General features: G+C 41.9%; 18 protein-coding genes, 1 rRNA gene and 1 pseudogene. 19 read left to right on the forward strand and 1 reads right to left on the reverse strand.

Translation table 11 applies throughout. From position 1 onward, the window contains the following. Positions 1 to 3 precede the first annotated feature (3 nt). From EQG49_RS09105 to EQG49_RS09140, 8 genes are all read left to right on the forward strand, one after another. The gene (locus EQG49_RS09105) at positions 4 to 1,443 is read left to right on the forward strand and encodes an oligosaccharide flippase family protein (protein ID WP_133363697.1); all 1,440 of its coding nucleotides are present in this window, start codon (positions 4 to 6) and stop codon (positions 1,441 to 1,443) included. A 621-nt stretch (positions 1,444 to 2,064) separates the two neighbouring features. After that, on the forward strand, positions 2,065 to 2,871 hold the full coding sequence (recX, locus tag EQG49_RS09110; RefSeq protein ID WP_133363698.1) for a recombination regulator RecX: 807 nt from the start codon (positions 2,065 to 2,067) through the stop codon (positions 2,869 to 2,871). Between the two features lie 86 nt (positions 2,872 to 2,957). Continuing rightward, complete coding sequence (gene ntdP, locus EQG49_RS09115; protein WP_133364562.1) at positions 2,958 to 3,509, forward strand: nucleoside tri-diphosphate phosphatase; 552 nt, start codon at positions 2,958 to 2,960, stop codon at positions 3,507 to 3,509. A gap of 233 nt (positions 3,510 to 3,742) precedes the next feature. Next, positions 3,743 to 4,138: a glycerol-3-phosphate cytidylyltransferase gene (gene tagD, locus EQG49_RS09120; protein ID WP_133363699.1), complete on the forward strand. Its 396-nt coding sequence runs from the start codon at positions 3,743 to 3,745 to the stop codon at positions 4,136 to 4,138. A gap of 524 nt (positions 4,139 to 4,662) precedes the next feature. Beyond that, on the forward strand, positions 4,663 to 6,741 hold the full coding sequence (locus EQG49_RS09125; protein ID WP_133363700.1) for a DNA topoisomerase: 2,079 nt from the start codon (positions 4,663 to 4,665) through the stop codon (positions 6,739 to 6,741). A 58-nt stretch (positions 6,742 to 6,799) separates the two neighbouring features. Next, positions 6,800 to 6,916, forward strand: a 5S ribosomal RNA gene (rrf, locus tag EQG49_RS09130). A gap of 503 nt (positions 6,917 to 7,419) precedes the next feature. After that, positions 7,420 to 7,866 (forward strand): hypothetical protein, encoded by a 447-nt coding sequence (locus EQG49_RS09135; protein WP_133363701.1) that lies wholly within the window; start codon positions 7,420 to 7,422, stop codon positions 7,864 to 7,866. A 47-nt stretch (positions 7,867 to 7,913) separates the two neighbouring features. Beyond that, positions 7,914 to 8,336: a MarR family winged helix-turn-helix transcriptional regulator gene (locus tag EQG49_RS09140; RefSeq protein WP_165964855.1), complete on the forward strand. Its 423-nt coding sequence runs from the start codon at positions 7,914 to 7,916 to the stop codon at positions 8,334 to 8,336. A 148-nt stretch (positions 8,337 to 8,484) separates the two neighbouring features. Here the strand turns inward: EQG49_RS09140 and EQG49_RS09145 are convergent, their stop codons facing one another. Then, complete coding sequence (locus EQG49_RS09145) at positions 8,485 to 9,252, reverse strand: SDR family oxidoreductase (RefSeq protein WP_133363703.1); 768 nt, start codon at positions 9,250 to 9,252, stop codon at positions 8,485 to 8,487. Between the two features lie 142 nt (positions 9,253 to 9,394). Between EQG49_RS09145 and EQG49_RS09150 the strand changes: the two genes are divergently transcribed. From EQG49_RS09150 to EQG49_RS09200, 11 genes and pseudogenes are all read left to right on the forward strand, one after another. Then, positions 9,395 to 10,255, forward strand: a complete 861-nt coding sequence (locus EQG49_RS09150) for an SDR family oxidoreductase (RefSeq protein ID WP_133363704.1) — start codon at positions 9,395 to 9,397, stop codon at positions 10,253 to 10,255. A gap of 318 nt (positions 10,256 to 10,573) precedes the next feature. Beyond that, positions 10,574 to 11,847: pseudogene (gene arcA / locus EQG49_RS09155) on the forward strand (arginine deiminase). A gap of 41 nt (positions 11,848 to 11,888) precedes the next feature. Continuing rightward, positions 11,889 to 12,911: an ornithine carbamoyltransferase gene (gene argF / locus EQG49_RS09160; RefSeq protein WP_133363705.1), complete on the forward strand. Its 1,023-nt coding sequence runs from the start codon at positions 11,889 to 11,891 to the stop codon at positions 12,909 to 12,911. Positions 12,912 to 13,172: 261 nt separating this feature from the next. After that, the gene (gene arcD, locus EQG49_RS09165; protein WP_133363706.1) at positions 13,173 to 14,597 is read left to right on the forward strand and encodes an arginine-ornithine antiporter; all 1,425 of its coding nucleotides are present in this window, start codon (positions 13,173 to 13,175) and stop codon (positions 14,595 to 14,597) included. Positions 14,598 to 14,628: 31 nt separating this feature from the next. After that, positions 14,629 to 15,585: a carbamate kinase gene (gene arcC, locus EQG49_RS09170; protein ID WP_133363707.1), complete on the forward strand. Its 957-nt coding sequence runs from the start codon at positions 14,629 to 14,631 to the stop codon at positions 15,583 to 15,585. A 227-nt stretch (positions 15,586 to 15,812) separates the two neighbouring features. Then, the gene (gap, locus tag EQG49_RS09175) at positions 15,813 to 16,835 is read left to right on the forward strand and encodes a type I glyceraldehyde-3-phosphate dehydrogenase (protein WP_133363708.1); all 1,023 of its coding nucleotides are present in this window, start codon (positions 15,813 to 15,815) and stop codon (positions 16,833 to 16,835) included. A gap of 149 nt (positions 16,836 to 16,984) precedes the next feature. Beyond that, positions 16,985 to 18,202, forward strand: coding sequence for a phosphoglycerate kinase (locus EQG49_RS09180; protein ID WP_133363709.1), 1,218 nt, complete (start codon positions 16,985 to 16,987; stop codon positions 18,200 to 18,202). Positions 18,203 to 18,468: 266 nt separating this feature from the next. After that, positions 18,469 to 19,485 carry a phosphate/phosphite/phosphonate ABC transporter substrate-binding protein gene (locus EQG49_RS09185; protein ID WP_243115702.1) on the forward strand — a complete coding sequence of 339 codons (1,017 nt, stop codon included), beginning with the start codon at positions 18,469 to 18,471 and terminating at the stop codon, positions 19,483 to 19,485. Between the two features lie 3 nt (positions 19,486 to 19,488). After that, on the forward strand, positions 19,489 to 20,241 hold the full coding sequence (phnC, locus tag EQG49_RS09190) for a phosphonate ABC transporter ATP-binding protein (protein WP_133364564.1): 753 nt from the start codon (positions 19,489 to 19,491) through the stop codon (positions 20,239 to 20,241). Continuing rightward, positions 20,238 to 21,044, forward strand: a complete 807-nt coding sequence (locus tag EQG49_RS09195; RefSeq protein ID WP_243115703.1) for an ABC transporter permease subunit — start codon at positions 20,238 to 20,240, stop codon at positions 21,042 to 21,044. Before phnC ends, EQG49_RS09195 begins: the two co-directional genes overlap by 4 nt. Continuing rightward, positions 21,044 to 21,910 carry a PhnE/PtxC family ABC transporter permease gene (locus EQG49_RS09200; RefSeq protein ID WP_207668551.1) on the forward strand — a complete coding sequence of 289 codons (867 nt, stop codon included), beginning with the start codon at positions 21,044 to 21,046 and terminating at the stop codon, positions 21,908 to 21,910. Before EQG49_RS09195 ends, EQG49_RS09200 begins: the two co-directional genes overlap by 1 nt. Positions 21,911 to 21,917 lie beyond the last annotated feature (7 nt).

The following is a 21,917-nucleotide window of genomic DNA, read 5'->3' on the forward strand; positions in this document are numbered from 1 at the left end:
CATATGAAAGTTGTTCGCAATTATTTCATTAATTTGGGCTATCAGTTATTGATTCTGTTAGCGCCACTATTAACCATCCCCTATGTATCACGTGTGTTAGGCCCGGAAAATGTCGGGATTAACGCATATACAAATTCAGTAATGACGTATTTTTTAATTTTTGCGACATTTGGATTAAATATGTATGGGATGAACAAAATTAAATATTTAAAAGATGAAAAGGCACGCTCCAAACTATTCTGGGAAATCGAGCTATTACAGATTTTAATGGTTGTGATTGCACTAGCCACTTATATGATTTTGACATCATTTGCGGCCCGGTTCCGACCATACTTCTGGCTCCAAGCGATTTCGTTAGTCGCAGTGGCCTTTGACATTTCCTGGTACTTTATGGGGACGCATGATTATCAAAAAACGATCATGCGTAATACGACGATTCGGATTTTAGGGATTGTCTTCATTTTCTTCTTAGTCAAAACGGAGAATGATTTAGCGACCTATATCTTGGTTACCGCATTAGCCGGCTTAATTGGTAATTTGTCACTATGGCCAGCTTTACGGAAGAATTTAACCAAGGTAGATTGGGGACAATTAACGTTCGTGCCGCACTTGAAGCCAGCATTTCTGCTCTTATTGCCAACCGTCGCGAGTCAAATCTACATGATGATTAACCGGACGTTGCTGGGAAAACTTGATGCGATTAGTGCATCGGGGTATTTCGATTATGGTTCGCGGTTAGTAATCGTGTTGATTGCGATTGTGACGGCAGTAAGCCAAGTTATGATGCCACTATCCACGAAACGGGCTAAAAATGGTGACTTAGTTGGCTTGCGTCATGATTTAGTGGTTGGCATGGACACGACAACGGGGATTGGGGTTGGCTTGGCCTTTGGGATTGCAGCCATCTCCCCACAGATGCCAGCTTGGCTGTTAGGGCTTGGATATGAGCCTGTGAGTCAGTTACTCATGATTATGGCGCCAGCGGTACTATTGATTGGCTGGAGTAACGTATTAGGACAACAGTATTTGTTGGTAACAGGAAAAACTGCGGCATACACATGGGCACTATGGGCCGGAGTATTTTTCAATATTAGTTTTGATTTCATTTTAATTCCATGGTTTGGCCTGAATGGGGCGGCCTATGGCTTATTGATTTCAGAAGTATTGATTGTTATCTGGCAGTTAGCACTTGTCCATCGCCATGTGACCGTGACCCACTTATTCCCACAAATTTGGAAATATTTGGTTGCTGGTCTGGTAATGTTTGGGGTTGTTGAGTATCTCAACGTGCACCAATTTATGAATGCGCATCACTTATTGCTCCAAATTGGGTTGGGCGTAATTATTTATCTGTTGCTAGTAGTGATTTTAAATACACCACTGATCAATCGTTTACGAAACATCCTACGCAGTGCAATGCGTACGCCAGAAAACAAAATTTAAACACATCGAAGAGTTGTCATGATTATGGCAACTCTTCACTTGTATTCGGGCTCATTGTGCATGTTAGCGGCTCTATTTTGTCTGATATGGAATAGAATAAGCTTGGCCACTACGTGCCGGTAAATTGCTTGGCGCACCACGCTGGAAGCAGCCTCCCAAGCCAAAGTGCGGTCTTGGTCGGTTCGGGTAAGCTGGGAGTCTAAGGAATAAATTCCTAAGACTCCTCATCTTACCCTCAGCGGAAATATGTGCTGCACACATATTCCCCCAGTCGCGGTGTAAAGGCTGCGCCCGCCAAGCAATTTATCGGCACTTCGTTAGTTAGCAATGATGCTCAAACTAGTAAAAAGCAGTTATAAACCACAGCTGCAATAGCATGGAGAAAGCAACACTGACAATAGCGCCTCAGTAACTTGATGATTGAAAAATACAGAAACGACAACCTCACGCTAGAATAAATAGAACTATGTTAGCCAACCACGCGCCTAGACAAGTTGGTAGAGTTTAAATTGATTTGGCGTAGAATGGGTATTGGTAGCTATAAAATTAATTGTGCGGGCTGGGGGCAAGAATACAGCCCAACAATACAGCCCAACAATACGAAAAGGGGGAACCGGTTTTATGGGAGTTATTACTAAAGTTGAAGTGCAAAAGCGCGGCGGCCGTTATAATATTTACCTTGATGGTAAGTATGCTTTTCCAGCGGCCGAATCAGTTTTACTGAAATATAACTTATTCAAAGGCAGCGAGGTTGATAAAGAACTCCAAGCTAAAATTAAACGCGATGATGATATTGCGATGGCGTACAGCAAAGCCATTGATTATCTTTCTGGCTTTTTACGGTCAACCAAAGCCGTGCATGATAAGTTAGTTGGTTTTGAGATTCCTGAAGATGTTATCGAGATGACGATTGAGCGTCTCAAGGAGTATAAATTGTTGGATGATTTGGCATATGCACAAAGTTACGTCCACACACAAGCGGCGACTTCAGACAAAGGCCCGTTTGTGATTTCACAAAAATTACGGCAGAGTGGGATTTCGGCCAATGATATTGAGGAAGCGATGCTTGATTACTCAATTGAGGATCAAGTTGAAAATGCGACGAAACTGGCTAATAAGCTGGTTAAACGCTATCATCGTGAATCTGGGTTTCAACGGCAACAAAAAGTTTATCAAGGTTTATCAACTAAAGGATTCGGTGGTGAGGTCATCACGCAAGTCCAAGAAGTGCTTAAAGGCGAACCCGAGGATCCAGACGATGAATTGGATAATTTACGGGAAATGGCAGCAAAATTATGGGCACGTAATCGTCGGTATGAGGGGAATGAACGGGTGCAGCGCACAAAGCGAAATTTGTATGCGAAGGGTTTTGATGGGGATGCAATCTCGACAGTTGTCAACCAGTTAATGGAAGAAAACACTGATTAACAACATAATAGTAGGACAAAGACTTTTAGACAGTGTATAATGATATATGAAATTCGATGTTTATTCAGAAAGTTGGTTAGTTGGTTATGGTCAAGGAACGCGGACCGCGTGAGGGCGACTTTATTACCATCAAAAGCTATAAGCATGACGGGAGTTTACATCGAACTTGGCGCGATACCATGGTATTAAAAACCAGTGAAAACGCGATTATTGGGGTGAACGATCATACCTTGGTGACTGAAGATGACGGTCGCCGATGGGTTACTCGGGAGCCAGCAATTGTATATTTCCACAAGCATTATTGGTTCAACATTATTGCGATGATTCGTGATAATGGTGTCTCATATTACTGCAATCTGGCATCGCCCTATGTTTTGGATAAGGAAGCATTGAAGTATATTGATTACGACTTAGATGTGAAAGTTTATCCAGACGGTGAAAAGCGATTGCTAGATGTCGACGAATATGAAGCCCACGGAAAGCAATGGCACTATTCAAAAGAAACAGATAAGATTCTCAAGGAAAATGTCAAAGTTCTCGTGGATTGGATTAATGAAGGCAAGGGACCATTTTCAAAGGAATATATAGACCTTTGGTATAGCAGATATCAAGAGTTGTCTCGTCGTGCAGACAGCTAGTCGCTGCAATTGGATAGAGGGTGGTTGGTTATTAGAACCAGCTACCTTCTATCTTTTTTAATATTTGCCTAACCAATGATGTGCTATAATAAAAAACGTAATTCGGAATTGGTGCATAATTTTGCGTGTCAAGGCCGATAAATATAAAAATGGTCATCCTAGAAGGTGAGTAACTCATGATAAAAAAGTGAGGGTTCTCAGCTGATGACTGTTATAAAACGAGGATATAGAAAATGAAAAAAGTAATCACATACGGAACTTTTGATTTGCTCCACAAAGGTCACGTTAACTTATTGAAACGCGCCCGCGAAATGGGGGATCACTTGACGGTTGTTGTTTCATCTGATGAATTCAACGCAATCAAGGGTAAAAAAGCCTACACTTCATTCGAAGACCGTAAGTACATCTTGGAAGCCATCCGTTATGTTGACGAAGTGTTACCTGAAAATGATTGGGAACAAAAGATTGATGACGTTAAGAACAACGACATCGACTTGTTCGTCATGGGTGACGACTGGACTGGTAAGTTCGACTTCTTGAAGGATTACTGTGAAGTTGTCTACTTGCCACGGACTGAAGGCATCTCAACGACCAAGATTAAGACTGACCTTGGTATGGAAACAAAGTAATAGCAATCTGCACGCGACTACGGCGAAAGCTGTAGTCGTTTTTTTTGCTCTATTTCGTCGTATGACATGGGATTGAATAAAATTGGCCACTACGTGTCAGTAAATTACTTGGCGCACCACGCTGGAAGCACATTGCCAAGCCGAAGTGCGGTCTTGGCAAACTCGGATAAGCTGGGACTCTAGGGGATAAATCCCCAAGACTCCTCATCTCATCCTCAGCGGCGACATGTGTTGCACACATATCACCCCAGTCGCGGTGTAAAGTCTGCGACCGCCAAGTAATTTCTTGGCACTGCGTTAGTTTGCAAAATGAGTAACAAATACTTAGTGCGACTGCAAAAATGCCTTCATACGGGACTACTAAAAATATGGGATTGATTGCCATCGTAGTGCGCAAAGCAAATGTAGTGGTACAAAGTTGCATGTTGCCACCTTATGAAATTATTTATACGAATTTTCGTTCGGAGTAACAAACTAAAATGATATAATAGTTATATCCAAAATAATAATAAAACGAGAAAACTATGACGAAATATTTAATCATAACTGAAAAACCTTCAGCAGCGCAAAATTTCATCAAAGCCCTTGGCGGTAAAACTGGTCATTTTAGTGACTGGGATTACACGATTACTAATTTGCGGGGGCACGTGATGACGTTAAAAGACCCAGAAGAAATGGTGTCGGATGAGTTAAAAACCAAATACAAATCATGGCACGTCAAACATTTACCATGGAATCTGGCCGATTTAAGTTGGGCGCGAACTTATATCCGCAATCGGAACCCACGGACGGGGCGGTCAGAATCAACTAAAAAATTGGTTGACGAAATTAAAGTGGAATCGAAGCGCGGATATGATGCCCTAGTCATCGCAACTGATACGGATCCATCTGGCGAAGGGGAATTGTTGGCGTGGGAAGCAATCCAAGCAATCGGCTGGCGCGGTCGTGTGTTACGGGCAAACTTCATGGATGAATCTGCCAAAGGAATTCAAGCAGCGATGTTTAATTTGCGGGATGTTTCCGATATTAAGCAAGATGGTGAATACCAAAAAGGGGAAAGCCGGAATCGCTGGGATTTTGCTTCAATGCAATTGACGCGGATTGCCACGCACGCTGCCAAGAAGAATGGCTTTAAAGTCGTGGCACGGGAAGGTCGATTGAAGTCGGTAATTGTCTGGAAAATCTACGAACAGTTTGAAGCAATCAAAAACTATGTCCGTAAGCCATTCTATGAAGTGAAATTCAAAGATCCAGCGGGACACATTTTCGGGCGGGTAACAAAAGATGGCGAAATCGTCGCTTATCGTTTTGACAATGAAGCTGCGGCTAAGCAAGAATTAGCTGGGTATCAAAGTAGTGCCATCGCTAATGAAAGGCATGAAACCCGTACCCAAGCACCGGGAAAACTGTTAGATTTGGCAGGCTTGGCATCAATTGCTGCGACCCAAGGCTTTGACTCGAAAGAAGTCCTGTCAACTTATCAAAAAATGTATGAAGCTGAAGTAGTTTCATATCCGCGGACGGAAGATAAAACCGTCACCCCAGAACAGTTCAATGAAATCTTACCGTTAGTTGATAAAATCGCCGGGGTAGTTGGGGTCGATACGAGTTTATTGACTCACCGGCAACCGCGCCGAACGCACGTGAAGAAAGAAGGCTCGCACGGAGCGAACCGCCCTGGTTTGAAAGTTCCTAGTTCACTGGGTGCACTTGATAAGTACGGGCAGAGCGCCCAAGCAATTTATCAAATTTTAGCGAAAAACTATTTGGCGATGTTAGCTGAAGACTATGTGTACGATCATGTCACAGCTAATTTAGCAGCGTATCCAGAATTTAAAACGGCGTACAATATTGCCAAGGAGCTAAATTTCAAATTAGTCTACGATTCAGCCAAAGCAACGCGGGCCGATGACACTGAAGAAGAAAATGGCGCGGGACAATTGGGACCAATGGCGGATCCATATGTGTACGAGGGCGCCAATAAGAAACCAACGACCCCCACAACAAAATGGATTATGGCGTATTTGGAAAAATATAACGTTGGAACTGGGGCAACCCGGGTTTCAACTTTGTCAGAAATGGCGCGTGGCACGAAGGCAATGCTCCGTGAATCACGCGGAAAATTAACGTTGACGGAAACTGGGAATGTCTCAGCCATCCTAGTTAAAGGCACTTGGATTGCGTCACCTAAAATCACCAGCCGGTTGTTTGAAATGATGAATGAGATTGGTCAGTTTAAAATCAATCAAGCTAAGTTACTTGAATCAGTCACCCAAGTAGTTGAACACGATATGCCAATCATGTTGGCCAACGGTGAAAGTTTGACAAGCATTTTAGGCACTCCCAAAGTTAAGCCAACGGTGAAACGTAAAATTACTGAGAAGATGACTGGTACGTGGAAGGGGCAAGAGATTAGTTTTGCTCGTGAATGGAGTGGTCACGCATTTACGGATGATGAACTGGCTAAGTTATTAGCAGGGGATGAAATTTCATTTCCGGCGAAAAGCAAGCGTGGTAAGGAATATACCGCCATTGGTAAGTTAGCCAAGCAAACCTTTAAAGGGGCGACTTACTATGGTTTCAAATTAAATCCAAAAAAGTAGTAAATTGATATTGACTTACAGCGTTTATTTACGTATTATAAATAGATGTTGTAACGAGTGTGGTGGCGATAGCGCAGAAGATACACCTGTTCCCATGCCGAACACAGAAGTTAAGCTCTGTAGCGCCAAAAGTAGTTGGGGGATCGCTCCCTGCGAGGATAGGACGTCGCCATGCAACAATACGAAAAAGCCATTGATGTTAATCGATGGCTTTTTTCGTACCAAATATTACTGGCTCAGTTTCGTCTGATATTGGACTGAATAGAATTGGCCACTACGTGTCAGTAAATTACTTGGCGCACCACGTTGGAAGCCCCCCCCCAAGCCAAAGTGCGGTCTTGGGAGGTTCGGATAAGCTGGGAGTCTAAGGAATAAATTCCTAAGACTCCTCATCTTAGCCTCAGCGGCGACATGTGTTTCACACATATCACCCCAGTCGCGGTGTATAGGCTGCGCCCGCCAAGTAATTTACCGACACTTCGTTAGTTAGAAATAATGCTCAAACTAGCGGAAACCAGTTACCAACTACAGATCGTAGTAGCATGGAAAAACAACACTGACAATAGAAACTCGGTAATTCGATGATTGAAAAGTAAAGAAACGACAATTTCATGTTAGAAAAAATATAGCCAGTTTATTGCCATTTTAAAAACAACGAAAGCATGAGGATGAAGGCCATTGTTATATGAAGAAGTTACCGATTATGTCGGCGCGGATGTTTATGGTTATATTCAGCCAGTTACACAACTTGAGAATTACTTGTATTTTGTGATTACCCCAGAAGTTGCGCAGTATGTGTTTGCTACGGGCGACGACGAATTACCACCACTTCCCGCAGATGCGGTTGCTGAACATGTTTTTGAAGTTGAAATGCATAATGGTCAAATCGATATGCATAATAAGGTCGACCATATCAATGTACCAGGTGATTATCCAATGCAAAAACGGGAATTACGATTATTACCAAGTTACTTGTTGGCGAACTACTTTGATGTGTTAGATGATGCTGAAGATGCGGGCAATGAAGGTGATTTTACATTGCAACGTAACCAAGCCGCAGCACTGAGTACGCGTTATGGTGTTTTTAGCGCGTCAACACGGACTAGTATTATGCACTTGATTTAGCCAAAAATAATAAACACGTCGGAAGCTGTTAGATAAAGGAGGATATGATGTTTGAAGATGATTTAGTAGAATGGCTTTCACTAGCGAGTCATGATATTCAATTAAAGCTCGACAATTTATTGCGACCATTAAACCTTAATTCACGGTTATATTTTTATATTCAAAAAATTGCCGTGCAACCTGGTATTAAACAAGATGACTTGGGTAAGTTAGTAAAACTAAATCAAAGTACGATTACACGCGCCGTGCAGCAATTAGTCCAAAAAGGTTTTTTAGAAAAAAAAGTAGATGACCAAGACAAACGGACGTCACATTTATTTGTGACGGAATTAGGCGAACAAGTTTTACCGCAGATCAATAAAATTATTAATGATATGAATATTGAATTAGTAGCAAAAGTTAGTCCAGAATTTCAAGGCGACTTTGTAAAATTGATTCGTGATTTTGCAAAAAATATTGAGGCTAAATAATACGAAGCAGTAGTGCGCTTACGCAAAAAAGTTCGATTCCAATTATCCGCATATGGATGGAATCGAACTTTTTGTGTTGCATTAGATAATAGTGGCTTAAAAGGCGGTTGGGTCACACTTTTCTTAACGCGATTAATGAGTTTGACGGTTAGGCATTTTTAAAGGTGTCAGTTTCTTTGAAAATATGCCAAATGTTTTCAGTCTGTTCCTGATTTTCCGCTTTTGTCGCGTGAAGTTGAACAGTTGAAGTATCATACGTAATTTCATTTTGATCATTTGCTAATTGTTCAAATACAGCATCGTTGAATTCGGCAAGTGGTGTTCCATAATCGTGGACACCGCCACCGCCCAAGTTAGTATTAACGGCAGGTGGAAGGATATCGTGGACTTTCACGTTTGTGTCTTCTAATTGCAAGCGTAGAACTTCCGTGAAAGTTCGGAGACCGGCTTTAGTTGCCGAATAAATTGGGACCCATGTTCCTGGTGTTACAGCCAATCCAGAAGTAACATTAATAATATCGGCATCAGCTGCCTTGACTAAAGTAGGGAGCAATAAAGAAATTAAATGAATTGGGGCTTCCAAGTTGATGGCGATTTCATTGTGATAGTTAGCCCAATCTTGTTGCATGTTTTGTAAGTTAACCCACTTTTGAATCCCAGCGACATTAATCAGCATGTCGACATTTTGAAATTCAGTGTTAATCCATTGTGCTAATTGCACCCGTTCGTCACTAAGGGCTAAGTTAATTTTTTTGGTGATTAGTGCTGGTACTTGCTTTTGGGCTTCCAACAAGGCGTCATCATTATAGTCAACAATAACAACATTGTTGCCACGTTTTACAAATTCACTCGCCATTGCAAAACCAATTCCACCGGCACCACCGGTAATTACGATATTACGATCTGTTAATTTCATGGAATATTTCTCCTTATTGATTGTTGAATAATGGGTTGTGCATTCATTATAAAATTAAATGCATGCGCATGCAACTTTATTGTGATAAAATGTTCATGAACATTTAAACTATTTGCAAAAACGTAAACGAGGAGTAAATATCATGATATTAGTCACTTCCGCTTTTGGCCACACTGGTCAAATTTTTATCAAGCAATTGTTAGCTGCCAATCAAGAGGTTCGCGCAATTGATATTAATCCACAGGTTACAACCCTCCAAGATTTAGGGGTTAAAGAAACAATTGTTGGGGATTTACGTGATGCTGATGTCATCCGTGATGCAGTTAAAGGTGTCGATTCAATTTTGTATATTCCACCACTATTTACGGCGGAAGAATTTTATTCAGCGCGTTACACAATTGATATGGCCGTTAAATACAACGTCAAACATTTTGTGTTTGTGTCAGTGACACACCCAATTATGAGTACCTTATTACAACACACTACTAAGCGGGAAAGCGAAGAATATTTAGTTTACACAGGCCTCAAAACGAATTTAAAGTATACTATTTTGCAACCAATGCACTATATGCACAACTTTAATTCACAACAAGTCCTTGCAAGTGATAAATATGAAATCTTCTACGATGTTAATACGCGCTTATCGTATGTTGATCCAAACGATGTTGGAACAGTTGCGGTTAAGGTCCTTACTCATCCAGACGAACACAATGGTGCAACCTATGAACTAGTTGGGGATGACTTCTTATCACCAGTCGAATTAGTTGAGCAGTTTAATGAGTTGACTGGTAAAGATGCCCGCGCTACGAAAGTGGAAATTGATGACTTTTTGGACAGCGTCGGTTTTCAGAATGTTTACACACGCATTGCCTTTAAACAACTTGCGAAAACTTATAGTGAATTTGGGATTTTTGGGAATTCAACGGTGCTCACGATGTTGCTCGGTCATAAACCAACGAATTTTAAAGAATATGTTCAAAATGAATTAAACGATTTAAATTAAATATTTCAAAATAAAGTAGTTCATATTTGCCAAAATAAAAGGCGAATGTGAGCTATTTTTTTAGGGATAAATACTTATAAACCCATAGTGTGAAGCCCATCTTGGCTAATACCAAGTACAAAATTGACTGCGAACACTCCGAAAATCGATTGGCGACGACACTCATTAGCGAAGTGAAGTGGGGGCAATAATGGTGCGATGATTAAAATGTAAGCGTTTTCCAAAAATCGTATAGTGGATATGTAAGGTACTACTTGGTAAATCAAGTAGTTGGTAAGTCACTATAAGCTCAAGAAAAGAGGAACGCATATGAATGATATGTTGAATACACTTGATGTATTACAAGACGAGGTTACGCAGTCAGCAATTCACGTAAATTCTGAAATTGGCAAGCTTGAAACGGTTATCCTGAAACGGCCAGGTCATGAAATTGAAAACCTGACGCCGGACACGATGGAACGTTTGCTTTTTGATGATATTCCGTATTTGAAGATTGCCCAACGTGAACACGATGGCTTTGCACAAGCGCTGCGTGATAACGATGTCGAAGTATTATATCTAGAAGGTTTAACGGCTGCCGCACTGGATACAGCACCTGAAGTTAAACAAGAATTTCTGCAACAAATGCTAAGTGAGAGCGGCTATATTGCTGGCCCAACGCACGATGCATTACAAGAGTATTTACTTGATTTTGACACTTTAGCAATGGTCGAAAAAATCATGGCAGGAATTCGACGTGATGAAATTCATTACACGCCATGTACGTTAAATGAAATGGCGGCGGATGCATCATATCCATTCTTAATGGATCCTATGCCTAATTTGTATTTCACACGTGATCCAGCCGCAGCGATTGGTAGTGGGTTAAGTATTAATCATATGACATTTGGCGCGCGTCACGTGACAGCAATGAATCAATGTTCATGGAATATATCATTAAGTATCACCCTCGTTTTGTCGGCACCAAGGACAAAGTTTGGCGTGACCGGAATCATGCGACGCGGATTGAAGGGGGCGATGAATTAGTCCTAAGTGAACACGTCTTAGCCATTGGCGTGTCACAACGGACATCCGCAGAAGCAATTCAAGATATTGCCAAAAATTTATTTGCTGATGGTCAATTTGACACCGTGATTGCGATTGAAATTCCACATAATCACGCGATGATGCACTTGGATACTGTGTTCACAATGATTAACTACAATCAGTTCACGGTGCACCCTGGAATCTTAAGTAAAGGCGATCAAATTCAAACTTGGACATTAAAGCCGGGCGTCGATGGGGGAATCGAAATCGAATCAGGGCACGATTTAAAAGCGATTTTGAAGCAAGCCTTGAATCTTGATGAGATTGATTTAATTCCAACTGGGAACGGTGATGCGATTGTTGCACCGCGTGAACAGTGGAATGATGGTTCTAACACTTTAGCGATTGCGCCGGGAGTAGTTGTGACATATGACCGAAACTACGTTAGTAATGAAATCCTCCGCCAACATGGATTGAACGTAATTGAAGTTGATTCGAGTGAATTATCACGTGGTCGTGGTGGTCCTCGTTGCATGAGTATGCCAATTGTTCGTGAAGATATTTAGGTAAGTAACTAGCAAACTCAACCATGCAGAGGAGATAACTAATGACGACAGAATCAATTTTACAAGGACGCTCGCTACTCGCAGAAAAAGATTTTACACCTGCTGAACTGGAATATTTTGTGGATTTTGGGATTCATTTAAAGGCATTGAAAAAAGCTGGTATCCCACACCACTACCTTGAAGGTAAAAATATTGCGTTGCTGTTTGAAAAAGCATCAACCCGAACCCGTTCAGCGTTTACGACCGCATCCATTGATTTAGGTGCGCACCCAGAATATTTGGGCGCTAATGATATTCAACTTGGTAAGAAAGAATCAGTGGAAGATACAGCCAAAGTTTTGGGCAGTATGTTTGACGGCATTGAATTTCGGGGCTTTAAACAATCAGTTGTGGAAGGTTTAGCCGCCCATGCTGGTGTTCCGGTTTGGAATGGTTTAACTGATGAGTGGCACCCCACACAAATGATTGCTGATTTTATGACCGTCAAAGAAAATTTCGGTTATTTAAAAGGACTGACCTTAGCATACATGGGTGACGGCCGGAATAATATGGCAAACTCATTGCTAGTAACTGGTTCAATGTTGGGGGTAAATATCCACATTGTGGCGCCTAAAAATCTCCAACCGGATCAAGAAATTATTGATTTGGCGCAAGAATTCGCGCAAGCAAGTGGCGCTCATCCAATGGTTACTGCCGATGTTAACACAGGCGTTAAAGGCGCTAATGTTGTTTACACCGATGTCTGGGTATCAATGGGGGAAGATAATTGGGAAGAACGCGTTAATGATTTAAAACCATATCAAGTAAATATGGATGTAATGCAAGCAACTGGAATGGGCGTTGATGAATTAATCTTTATGCATTGCCTGCCGGCTTTCCACGACGTCACGACTTTGTACGGACAAGATGTTCAAGCGAAGTACGGTTTGACCGAAATGGAAGTAACGGATGAAGTTTTCCGGAGTGTTTATGCGCGTCAATTTAACCAAGCTGAAAACCGGATGCACTCAATCAAAGCAATTATGGCAGCGACCTTAGGCAATTTGTTCATTCCAAAAGTTTAATAATTTGATTCTGTATCGCAAAGTAGCTTTTTTGCTACTACATGCGTGTTGTTAGTCTGACTATTTAAAAGAGAATGCGTATTGAATCTTGTGTGCGCTTCTATATAATTCAAGGTCGCCTTTAATTAATCAGGGAGGCCTTGAAGTCAGCTATAAATTACAGCTCGTTTGTTGAAATGAGCTAAATGTTAGACAAACGGCCAGTAGGGATTAATAGAATTTTAATGATTATTGCCTTCCAAACTGAAAGGAAACAATCTTATGGACAATAAAAAAGGAATTAGCCTAATCGCGTTAGTTGCGCTTGTTGTTAGTTCGTCGATTGGTGCCGGAATCTTTGCCTTAATCTCAGATGTGGCATCGGTAGCGGCGCCTGGTGCAGTCATCATCGCCTGGATTATTGTTGGTTTTGGGGTACTGATGTTGGCACTCTCATTAAGTAATTTGGTTGAAAAGCGCCCTGAGTTAGAGGGGGTCTTTACGTATGCGGAAGAAGGCTTCGGCACGTTTGCGGGTTTCATTAGTGGCTGGGGATATTGGTTATCTGCTTGGCTAGGTAATGTCGCATTCGCAACGATCCTGATGAGTTCGATTGGGTATTTCTTCCCGATATTTAAAACCGGGCAGAATATCTGGGCGATTTTAGGAGCGTCGATAATTGCGTGGGCGCTGACCTTCTTTGTTAATAAAGGGGTTGAATCAGCTGCTGTATTAAATACAGTGGTGACTGTCTGCAAAATGATTCCACTATTCGCCTTTATCGTAGTTGGAATCTTCTTATTCAAGGGCCATATTTTTACGGCCATGTTTTGGAGCAACGTGACAACTTCATTTCACTTCGGGGATGTCATGACGCAAGTGAAGGGCTGTATAATGGTAATGATGTGGGTCTTTGTCGGGGTTGAAGGGGCAGCAATGATGTCGAGTCGGGCCAAGAAAAAGTCCGACGCTAGTAAAGCGACAATTATCGGCTTACTTAGTCTGCTACTAATATATGTGTTGGCGTCATTATTACCATATGGCTATATGACGCAGACTCAATTGGCTGATTTAAATCAACCAGCAATGGTCTACTTATTTGAATCAATGGTTGGTCCCGTCGGCGGGGTCGTAATTAGTATTGGGTTAATCATTTCGATTTTAGGATCGTGGCTAGCTTGGACAATGTTACCGTCAGAAACAATTCTACTGATGAGTAAACGACAACTGTTACCAAAGAGTTGGGGGAAGACAAACAAGGCGAAAGCACCATCATTTGCTTTATTTGTTACCCAAGCCTTGATTCAGATTTTCCTATTTTCACTTCTATTCACATCACAAGCATATAATTTTGCGTATTCCCTCTGTACGGCGGCCATCATCGTGACGTACGCCTTCGTTGGAGCATATCAAATCAAATATTCTTGGGATAATAAGCTGAAACAACCCGATTACAAACGCCAAATGGTATATGGCTTCATTGCCTTAGTTTTTGAAATTGTCGGGATCTGTCTTGCGGGGGTCCAGTTCTTACTACTCTGTTTAATTGCATATGTACCAGGAATTTACTTCTATGCGAAAGCGCGTAAGGAATGTGGGGATAATGCCCACGGATTAACCAGTTCAGAGAAGGTGGTTGCTGTCATAATTACCATTGGGGCAATTATCGGAATTGTATTATTGGTTCTAGGCAAGATAAATGTTTAAGCGCGGAATTTGAAACCGAAAGGAGACTTTCATGAAAAAGAAACGAGTAGTAGTTGCGTTGGGTGGCAATGCGATCCTAGCCCACGATGCAACTGCCCGAGGACAACAAAAAGTCCTCCAAGATACTGCATGTCAGCTTGTCGAATTTATTAAAAATGGGTATGAGTTAATCATTGCCCATGGGAACGGTCCGCAAGTCGGCAACTTAATGCTCCAACAAATGGCCGGTAGTACGACGACAAATCCGCCAATGCCACTTGATACTGCGGTCGCAATGACCCAAGGCAGTATCGGTTATTGGCTAACGAACGCATTACGTACCGCGTTGGCTGAAGCGGAAATTACCCAAGAAGTTGCAACGGTTGTGACCCAAGTTGAAGTTGATGCGACTGATGCTGCTTATGCAAACCCATCAAAACCAATTGGTCCGTTTTACACCGCAAATGAAGTTGTGGAAGTACAACGGCGCCAACCAGATTGGACGTTCAAAGAAGATGCTGGGCGTGGCTATCGGCGCGTCGTTCCATCACCGCGCCCAATTAATGTCCTTGAAAGTAATGTAATTTGTGACTTGGTTAACCAAGGTGTCATCACAATTGCGGTCGGCGGTGGCGGCATTCCAGTCATTAAAACTGGCAATGAATACACTGGTTCAGAAGCAGTTATTGACAAAGACTTTGCAGCGGCCAAGCTAGCCGAACTAGTTGGCGCTGACCTACTCGTAATCTTAACGACGGTCGATAATGTGTATATTAATTTTGGTCAAGACAATCAAGAAAAATTAACGGCGATTTCACCAGCTGATTTACGCGTATTGATTAATCGTAATCAATTTGCTGCTGGCAGTATGTTACCAAAAATCGAAGCATCGGTGGAATTTGTCGAGCAAACCGACAGCCAAGCAGTGATTACCTCGCTGGCCAACGTAACTAATTTTATTGATGAAGGGACTGGGACATTAATTAAGAATGCACCGGTTATGATTTAAAAGAGTTAAGCACAAGACCATGGCAAGGTATTTCCAAAGTGGACAATATTTGAATTATTGCCTAAAAACTGGGTGATAGTTCAGTGATAACAGACGTTTGAGCGTAAGCTTACTTTATGTAAGACGCAATCCTAGCTAATGGATGCGCTTCATTGTTGCTTAATTTTTCGGATAAGCGTAAAATACAGAGTGTTAAAACAATTAGATTTTTTGGAGGAATTTTATTCATGACTGTTAAAGTTGGTATCAATGGTTTCGGACGTATTGGTCGTCTTGCTTTCCGTCGTATTCTCGAATTGAAGGACACTGCTTCAGATATTGAAGTTGTTGCCATTAACGATTTGACTTCACCATCAATGTTGGCATACCTTTTGAAGTATGACTCAACTCACGGTACTTTGAACGCAGAAGTTACAGCTACTGACGATTCAATTATCGTTGATGGTAAGGAATACAAGGTTTACGCAGAACGTAACGCTGCTGACTTGAAGTGGGTTGCTAACGACTCAGTTGAATACGTACTTGAATGTACTGGTTTCTACACTTCAGCTGAAAAGTCACAAGCTCACTTGGACGCCGGCGCAAAGCGTGTCTTGATCTCAGCACCAGCTGGTGACATCAAGACTGTTGTTCCTGGTGTTAACTTGGATATCTTGGACTCAAACGACACTATCGTTTCTGCAGGTTCATGTACTACAAACTGTCTTGCACCAATGGCTTACTTCCTTAACAAGGAATTCGGTCTTGAAGTTGGTACTATGACTACTGTTCACGCATTTACTTCAACTCAAATGATCCTTGATGGACCTAAGGGTTCTAAGCCTCGCTCAAACCGTACTGCTTCTGTTAACACTATTCCTCACTCAACTGGTGCAGCCAAGGCTATTGGTCTTGTTGTTCCAGAATTGAAGGGTAAGTTGCAAGGTCACGCACAACGTGTTGCTGTTGTTGACGGTTCATTGACTGAATTGGTTTCAATCTTCTCTAAGAAGGTTACTGCTGACGAAGTTAACGAAGCTATCAAGAAGTACACTGTGGACAACGACGCCTTTGGTTGGAACGAAGACGGTATCGTATCATCAGATATCATCGGTTCAACTTACGGTTCAGTATTTGACCCAACTCAAACTGAAGTAACTACTTCAGGTGACTTCCAATTAGTTAAGACTGTTGCTTGGTACGATAACGAATACGGTTTCACTTCAAACATGATCCGTACTCTTCTCCACTTCGCAACTCTTGAAGCTTAATTGATAAGAGTAAAATATTTCGAGAAAAGATAGTCTTCGGACTGTCTTTTCTTTTTGTATTTATAGGAAAGAATGTTAGAATATATTCAGTAGGGCGTTAGTATTTGCTCACTATTCTATTACAGAAGAAAATTCAGGAGGATTCTAAATTGGCTAAGTTAACTGTTTCTGATTTAGATTTAAAGGGCAAGAAAGTCCTTATGCGTGTTGACTTCAATGTTCCATTGAAGGAAAACGAAGCTGGTGAAGTTATTGTTGCAAACGATAACCGTATTGTTGGTGCATTGCCAACTATCAAGTACGTAATTGATAATGGTGGTCGTGCTATCTTGTTCTCACACTTGGGTCGTATCAAGAGTGAAGACGACAAGAAGGGCCTTTCAATGAAGCCTGTTGCGCAAAAGTTGGCTGACTTGCTTGGCAAGCCTGTTACCTTTGTACCTGCTACTGAAGGTCCAGAACTTGAAGAAGCAATTGCTAAGTTGAACGACGGTGAAGTTCTTGTCTTTGAAAACACTCGTTTTGAAGATGTTAAGAATGGCGTTGAAGTTAAGCGCGAATCTAAGAACGATCCTGAACTTGGTAAGTACTGGGCATCACTCGGTGACGTTTTTGTCAACGACGCCTTCGGTACTGCTCACCGTGCCCACGCTTCTAACGTAGGTATCGCCTCAAACATCGCGCAAACCGCTGCTGGTTTCTTGATGGAAAAGGAAATCAAGTTCTTGGGTGGTGCCGTTGAAGCACCAGCCCGTCCATTCGTTGCCATCCTTGGTGGTGCGAAGGTTTCTGACAAGATCGGTATCATCGAAAACCTCCTCGGCAAGGCTGACAAGGTTATCGTTGGTGGTGGTATGGCTTACACTTTTGACGTTGCTAATGGCAAGAAGATTGGTAACTCATTGTTCGAAGCTGACAAGGTTGAATTGGCTAAGGAATTGATTGAAAAGGCTGGCGACAAGCTTGTTCTTCCAATCGATGCTGTTACTGCTGATGCATTCTCAAACGATGCAAACATCGAAGTTACTGATGGTGACATCAAGGACGGTTACATGGGTCTTGATATTGGACCTAAGTCAATCGACCTCTTCAAGAAGACTCTTGATGGTGCTAAGACTGTTGTTTGGAACGGACCTATGGGTGTGTTCGAAATGCCTAACTTTGCTAAGGGTACCCTTGAAGTTGGTTCATACCTTACTACTCTTGAAGGTGCAACTACTATCGTTGGTGGTGGTGACTCAACTGCAGCGGCTCAACAATTGGGTATTGCTGATCAATTGACTCACATCTCAACTGGTGGTGGTGCTTCACTTGAATACCTTGAAGGTAAGGAATTACCAGGTATCGCAGCTATCTCAGAAAAGTAATTTTGTAAGAAACTGAAAGCTTGCTTGCAGGTTTCGCCAAAATTAGTACGATTGAATAATAGAGAAGTCCTCGACAATTAAGTCGGGGGCTTTTTTCGTGCTGCATCGAACGGTAGGATACTAAACCCCACTCTAGAAAAATAATCAATTTAATAAGTATTTATTCAATTGATTAGCATTTACGGGATAGATACACAAACATCGCAGGAAATATATGTGGGTACGTTATGCTACATGTAGTAACAAAACAAAGGAGATTTGCCCACATGAAAATATCACATATGACTGCATTAGCGGTTGGGATACTCACCATTGCCGTTTTGGCGGGGTGCTCGAGTAAAAGTGCCGCAACCAAAGATACAATTACGGTTGCTTTCTTGCCAAGCGCATCAGTTAAAGACATGACAGTATCACGAGATGAACTTAAGCAAAAATTAGAAACGGCAACGGGTAAAAAGATTAAATTATTAACGACAACGGATTACAACATCACAATTGAAGCGATTGCCTCAGGTAAAGCACAAGTCGCCTATATTGGTTCATCAGCTTACGTGCAAGCACATGCGAAGAATAAAGCAGTCGTACCAATCGCCACAACGTCTGGCCCAACTGGGACTTTAAGTGGGGCTCAATATCACTCGTATTTTATGGTTAACAAACAAGATGCACCTAAATATGAAAGCAACGGGAAATACTCAATTGATGATATTAAGGGGCAGAAGATTTCGTTTGTTTCAACTAGTTCGACATCAGGCTTCGAAGTGCCGACCAATGTGTTGGCTAAGACATTCAACATCAAGGATAAGACTAAATTTTCCAAAAGCGGTGATTTCTTTTCGACTGTACTGTACGGAAATTCACACCAAGGCTCAGCGGTCAATTTGTTAAATGGGGATGCGGATGTTGCAGTATTTGATGATGAAGATATGACACCTTACTTGGAAGTTAAGTCTGGAAGTTGGGACAAGGTTGGCTCGACATTTGACGTAAAAAAAGATGCAGCGCAACCATTTAAACAATTTACGAACAAAGAGGTTGTGGCAATCGGTGTGAATCCAGTGCAAAATGATCCGATTGTTGTTAATAAGCAAGGGCTAACAGCTGCCATGATTAAGAAGTTGACGACGGCGTTTACTTCGGCGGAATTTGCTAGTAATCAGAAATTAATGGGAACCGATGATTCTAAAACACCAGCAATTTTTACCAAGCCCAGTGAGCAAGGGAAATTAGTGGTAACTGATGATAATTGGTATAAACCAACACACACAATGATGGGGAAGTAAATGATGTTAGAGATTAAAGACATTTCAAAAACTTATGATAATGGGCATAAGGCGATTAAAAATATTAGTTTTTCAATCGCTGACGGCGAATTTTTATCAATTATTGGGCCTTCGGGTGCTGGTAAATCAACCGTTTTACGGAGCATCAATCAACTGATTACTGACGATAGTGGGCAAATTTTATTCAATGACCAAGATATTAGGCAAGCGAATAAGCAGCAACTACGTAAAATACGTGCCCAAATTGGGATGGTGTTTCAAAACTATAATTTGGTGGGCCGATTGAGTGCGATTGAAAATGTCTTGCACGGTGCACTCGGTCGTAAGTCAACTATAAGTGGGGCATTGGGGTGGTATACACTCAGTGAAAAGCAATCCGCAGCCGCGTTACTAGACTTAGTGGGACTAGGTGACTTTATATACACGCGAGCCAATGAATTATCTGGGGGACAGATGCAACGCGTTGGAATTGCGCGGGCGCTGATGCAGGAACCCAAAATTATTTTAACGGATGAACCAATCGCGTCATTGGATCCACAATCAACCACTGTGGTAATGGATTATTTGAAAAAGATTGCCGTGGAGATGAATATTACGGTCATTGCTAATCTACACCAAGTTGAAATCGCTAAAAAATATTCGGATCATATTGTGGGCATCAATAATGGACAGGTCGTCTTTAATGGCCAGCCAAACGAATTGACACCGGCTCAAATTGTCAATGTATACGGAAACGACGTTGGGGCAATCGAATGATGACTGATAATGGACAAGCAATGCAGCAGTATTTTGGTAAACGTAAGTTAGTGATGTGGTCGATTACGCTTATCATTGTGGGGATTTACGTAGTGACCGCGCTATTTGTTAATTATGATAGTACTTCAGTATTCACAACGGTACCGAAAGGTGTGACGTGGTTGTTGGCAAACTTTGTGCCGACAAGTAAGTCCATGGCGACAATTCCGGCAATTATTATCGCGATGATTGGTACGGTTGGCATGTCGGTTTCTGCGAGTTTGATTGGGGCGGTTTTCGCACTATTCGCGGCGATTGTTGGTTCAGCAGTGACCGGAATTTATAAACCGCTACAAGTTGCAACCCGAATTTTTGCTTCATTTTTCCGGAATATTCCATTGGTTGCGTGGGCGATGATTCTCTTGTTCTCGTTTAAACAAAATGATCTCACTGGATTTTTAGCCCTCTTTTTTACGAGTTTTGGCTATTTAACCAGAGCATTTATGGAAACAATTGAAGACACGGCCGGACCAGCGATTGAGGCGTTAAAAGCGACAGGTGCGAGCTATTGGCAAATTGTGTTTCGCGGGGTCGTTCCAATGGCTGCAACGTCACTGATGAGTTGGTTACTGTATATGGTTGAAAATAATGTTCGTGATGCGACCTTAGTCGGCATGTTAACAGGGACTGGAATTGGTTTCTTGTTTGATTATTACTACAAGAGTTTTGATTATGATGTTGTTGGGATTGTAATCTTAGTAACGGTAGTGGTGGTGGTTGCGCTGGAAATGATTTCAAATAAAGTACGGAGGTTAATTATGTAATGGATGAAAAAATAACTTTATCTAAGCAAATGTTAGTAATCCGAGCGACACAGTCAAGTCGGAACCCAGGTGTCATGAAGCGTCCGTTTTCTAAGAGTCGGTTTGCAACGCAAGCTGCATTTGCCGTAATGGGTGGGATTACGCTTGTTTACATGGTTACGATGAATACTGGTAATGTTAATTTGGTTAAGGCCGTGGCGGCGTTTTTGACTAATATCAAATTTATGTTTTTACAGCCGACAATCAATAGTGACTTGCCTAAACTACTAGTTGCGGTTGCCGTGACAGTTTCGCTAGCGATTCTGACAACCATTATGGGAGCCCTAATCGCGTTTTTTACCGGCTTACTTGGTGCGCGAAACTTGAGTACTAAACGCCGGTCGAATACTATTCGGATGGTGATGGCGGCAATTCGGGCGGTGCCAACAATTCTCTGGGTGCTGATTTTTGCGATTAACTCGCAATTAGGTGCGACAGCGGCGATTATTGGTCTGAATTTTCACAGTATTGCCTATTTAACCAAGGCTTACTCTGAAGAGTTTGAAGCAATTAATCCCGGAACTTTGGAGGCACTCCGGTCGACGGGGGCAAGCTACTGGCAGATTGTTTTTCAGGCGGTTTTACCATCAGTGATTCCAACTTTATTATCGTGGACATTCATTCGCTTAGAAATTAATTTTGCCAATGCGATTGCGGTTGGTGCGGCGGCCGGTGCGGGCGGGATTGGGTATAATTTATACCTCGATGGCACGTATTACTTTGATTTTCATGCAGTTGGAACGATTGTGTACATGTTATTGGTAGTCATATTAGTCTTTGAATTTATCTCAATGCGTCTACGGACACACTATTTGCAAAAGAACTAATGCAGAA

Origin of the sequence: Periweissella cryptocerci (assembly GCF_004358325.1) — a bacterium.
Classification (GTDB): Bacteria; Bacillota; Bacilli; order Lactobacillales; family Lactobacillaceae; genus Periweissella; species Periweissella cryptocerci.

Excerpts from the sequence above, each read along its gene's own strand:
- EQG49_RS09150 (WP_133363704.1), top strand. The coding sequence starts at position 9,395 with ATGATATTAGTCACTTCCGCTTTTGGCCACACTGGTCAAATTTTTATC.
- EQG49_RS09125 (WP_133363700.1), top strand. The coding sequence starts at position 4,663 with ATGACGAAATATTTAATCATAACTGAAAAACCTTCAGCAGCGCAAAAT.
- phnC (WP_133364564.1), top strand. The coding sequence starts at position 19,489 with ATGTTAGAGATTAAAGACATTTCAAAAACTTATGATAATGGGCATAAG.
- EQG49_RS09140 (WP_165964855.1), top strand. The coding sequence starts at position 7,914 with ATGTTTGAAGATGATTTAGTAGAATGGCTTTCACTAGCGAGTCATGAT.
- ntdP (WP_133364562.1), top strand. The coding sequence starts at position 2,958 with ATGGTCAAGGAACGCGGACCGCGTGAGGGCGACTTTATTACCATCAAA.
- EQG49_RS09105 (WP_133363697.1), top strand. The coding sequence starts at position 4 with ATGAAAGTTGTTCGCAATTATTTCATTAATTTGGGCTATCAGTTATTG.
- tagD (WP_133363699.1), top strand. The coding sequence starts at position 3,743 with ATGAAAAAAGTAATCACATACGGAACTTTTGATTTGCTCCACAAAGGT.
- gap (WP_133363708.1), top strand. The coding sequence starts at position 15,813 with ATGACTGTTAAAGTTGGTATCAATGGTTTCGGACGTATTGGTCGTCTT.
- arcD (WP_133363706.1), top strand. The coding sequence starts at position 13,173 with ATGGACAATAAAAAAGGAATTAGCCTAATCGCGTTAGTTGCGCTTGTT.
- recX (WP_133363698.1), top strand. The coding sequence starts at position 2,065 with ATGGGAGTTATTACTAAAGTTGAAGTGCAAAAGCGCGGCGGCCGTTAT.
- argF (WP_133363705.1), top strand. The coding sequence starts at position 11,889 with ATGACGACAGAATCAATTTTACAAGGACGCTCGCTACTCGCAGAAAAA.
- EQG49_RS09195 (WP_243115703.1), top strand. The coding sequence starts at position 20,238 with ATGATGACTGATAATGGACAAGCAATGCAGCAGTATTTTGGTAAACGT.
- EQG49_RS09145 (WP_133363703.1), bottom strand. The coding sequence starts at position 9,252 with ATGAAATTAACAGATCGTAATATCGTAATTACCGGTGGTGCCGGTGGA.
- arcC (WP_133363707.1), top strand. The coding sequence starts at position 14,629 with ATGAAAAAGAAACGAGTAGTAGTTGCGTTGGGTGGCAATGCGATCCTA.
- EQG49_RS09185 (WP_243115702.1), top strand. The coding sequence starts at position 18,469 with ATGAAAATATCACATATGACTGCATTAGCGGTTGGGATACTCACCATT.
- EQG49_RS09200 (WP_207668551.1), top strand. The coding sequence starts at position 21,044 with ATGGATGAAAAAATAACTTTATCTAAGCAAATGTTAGTAATCCGAGCG.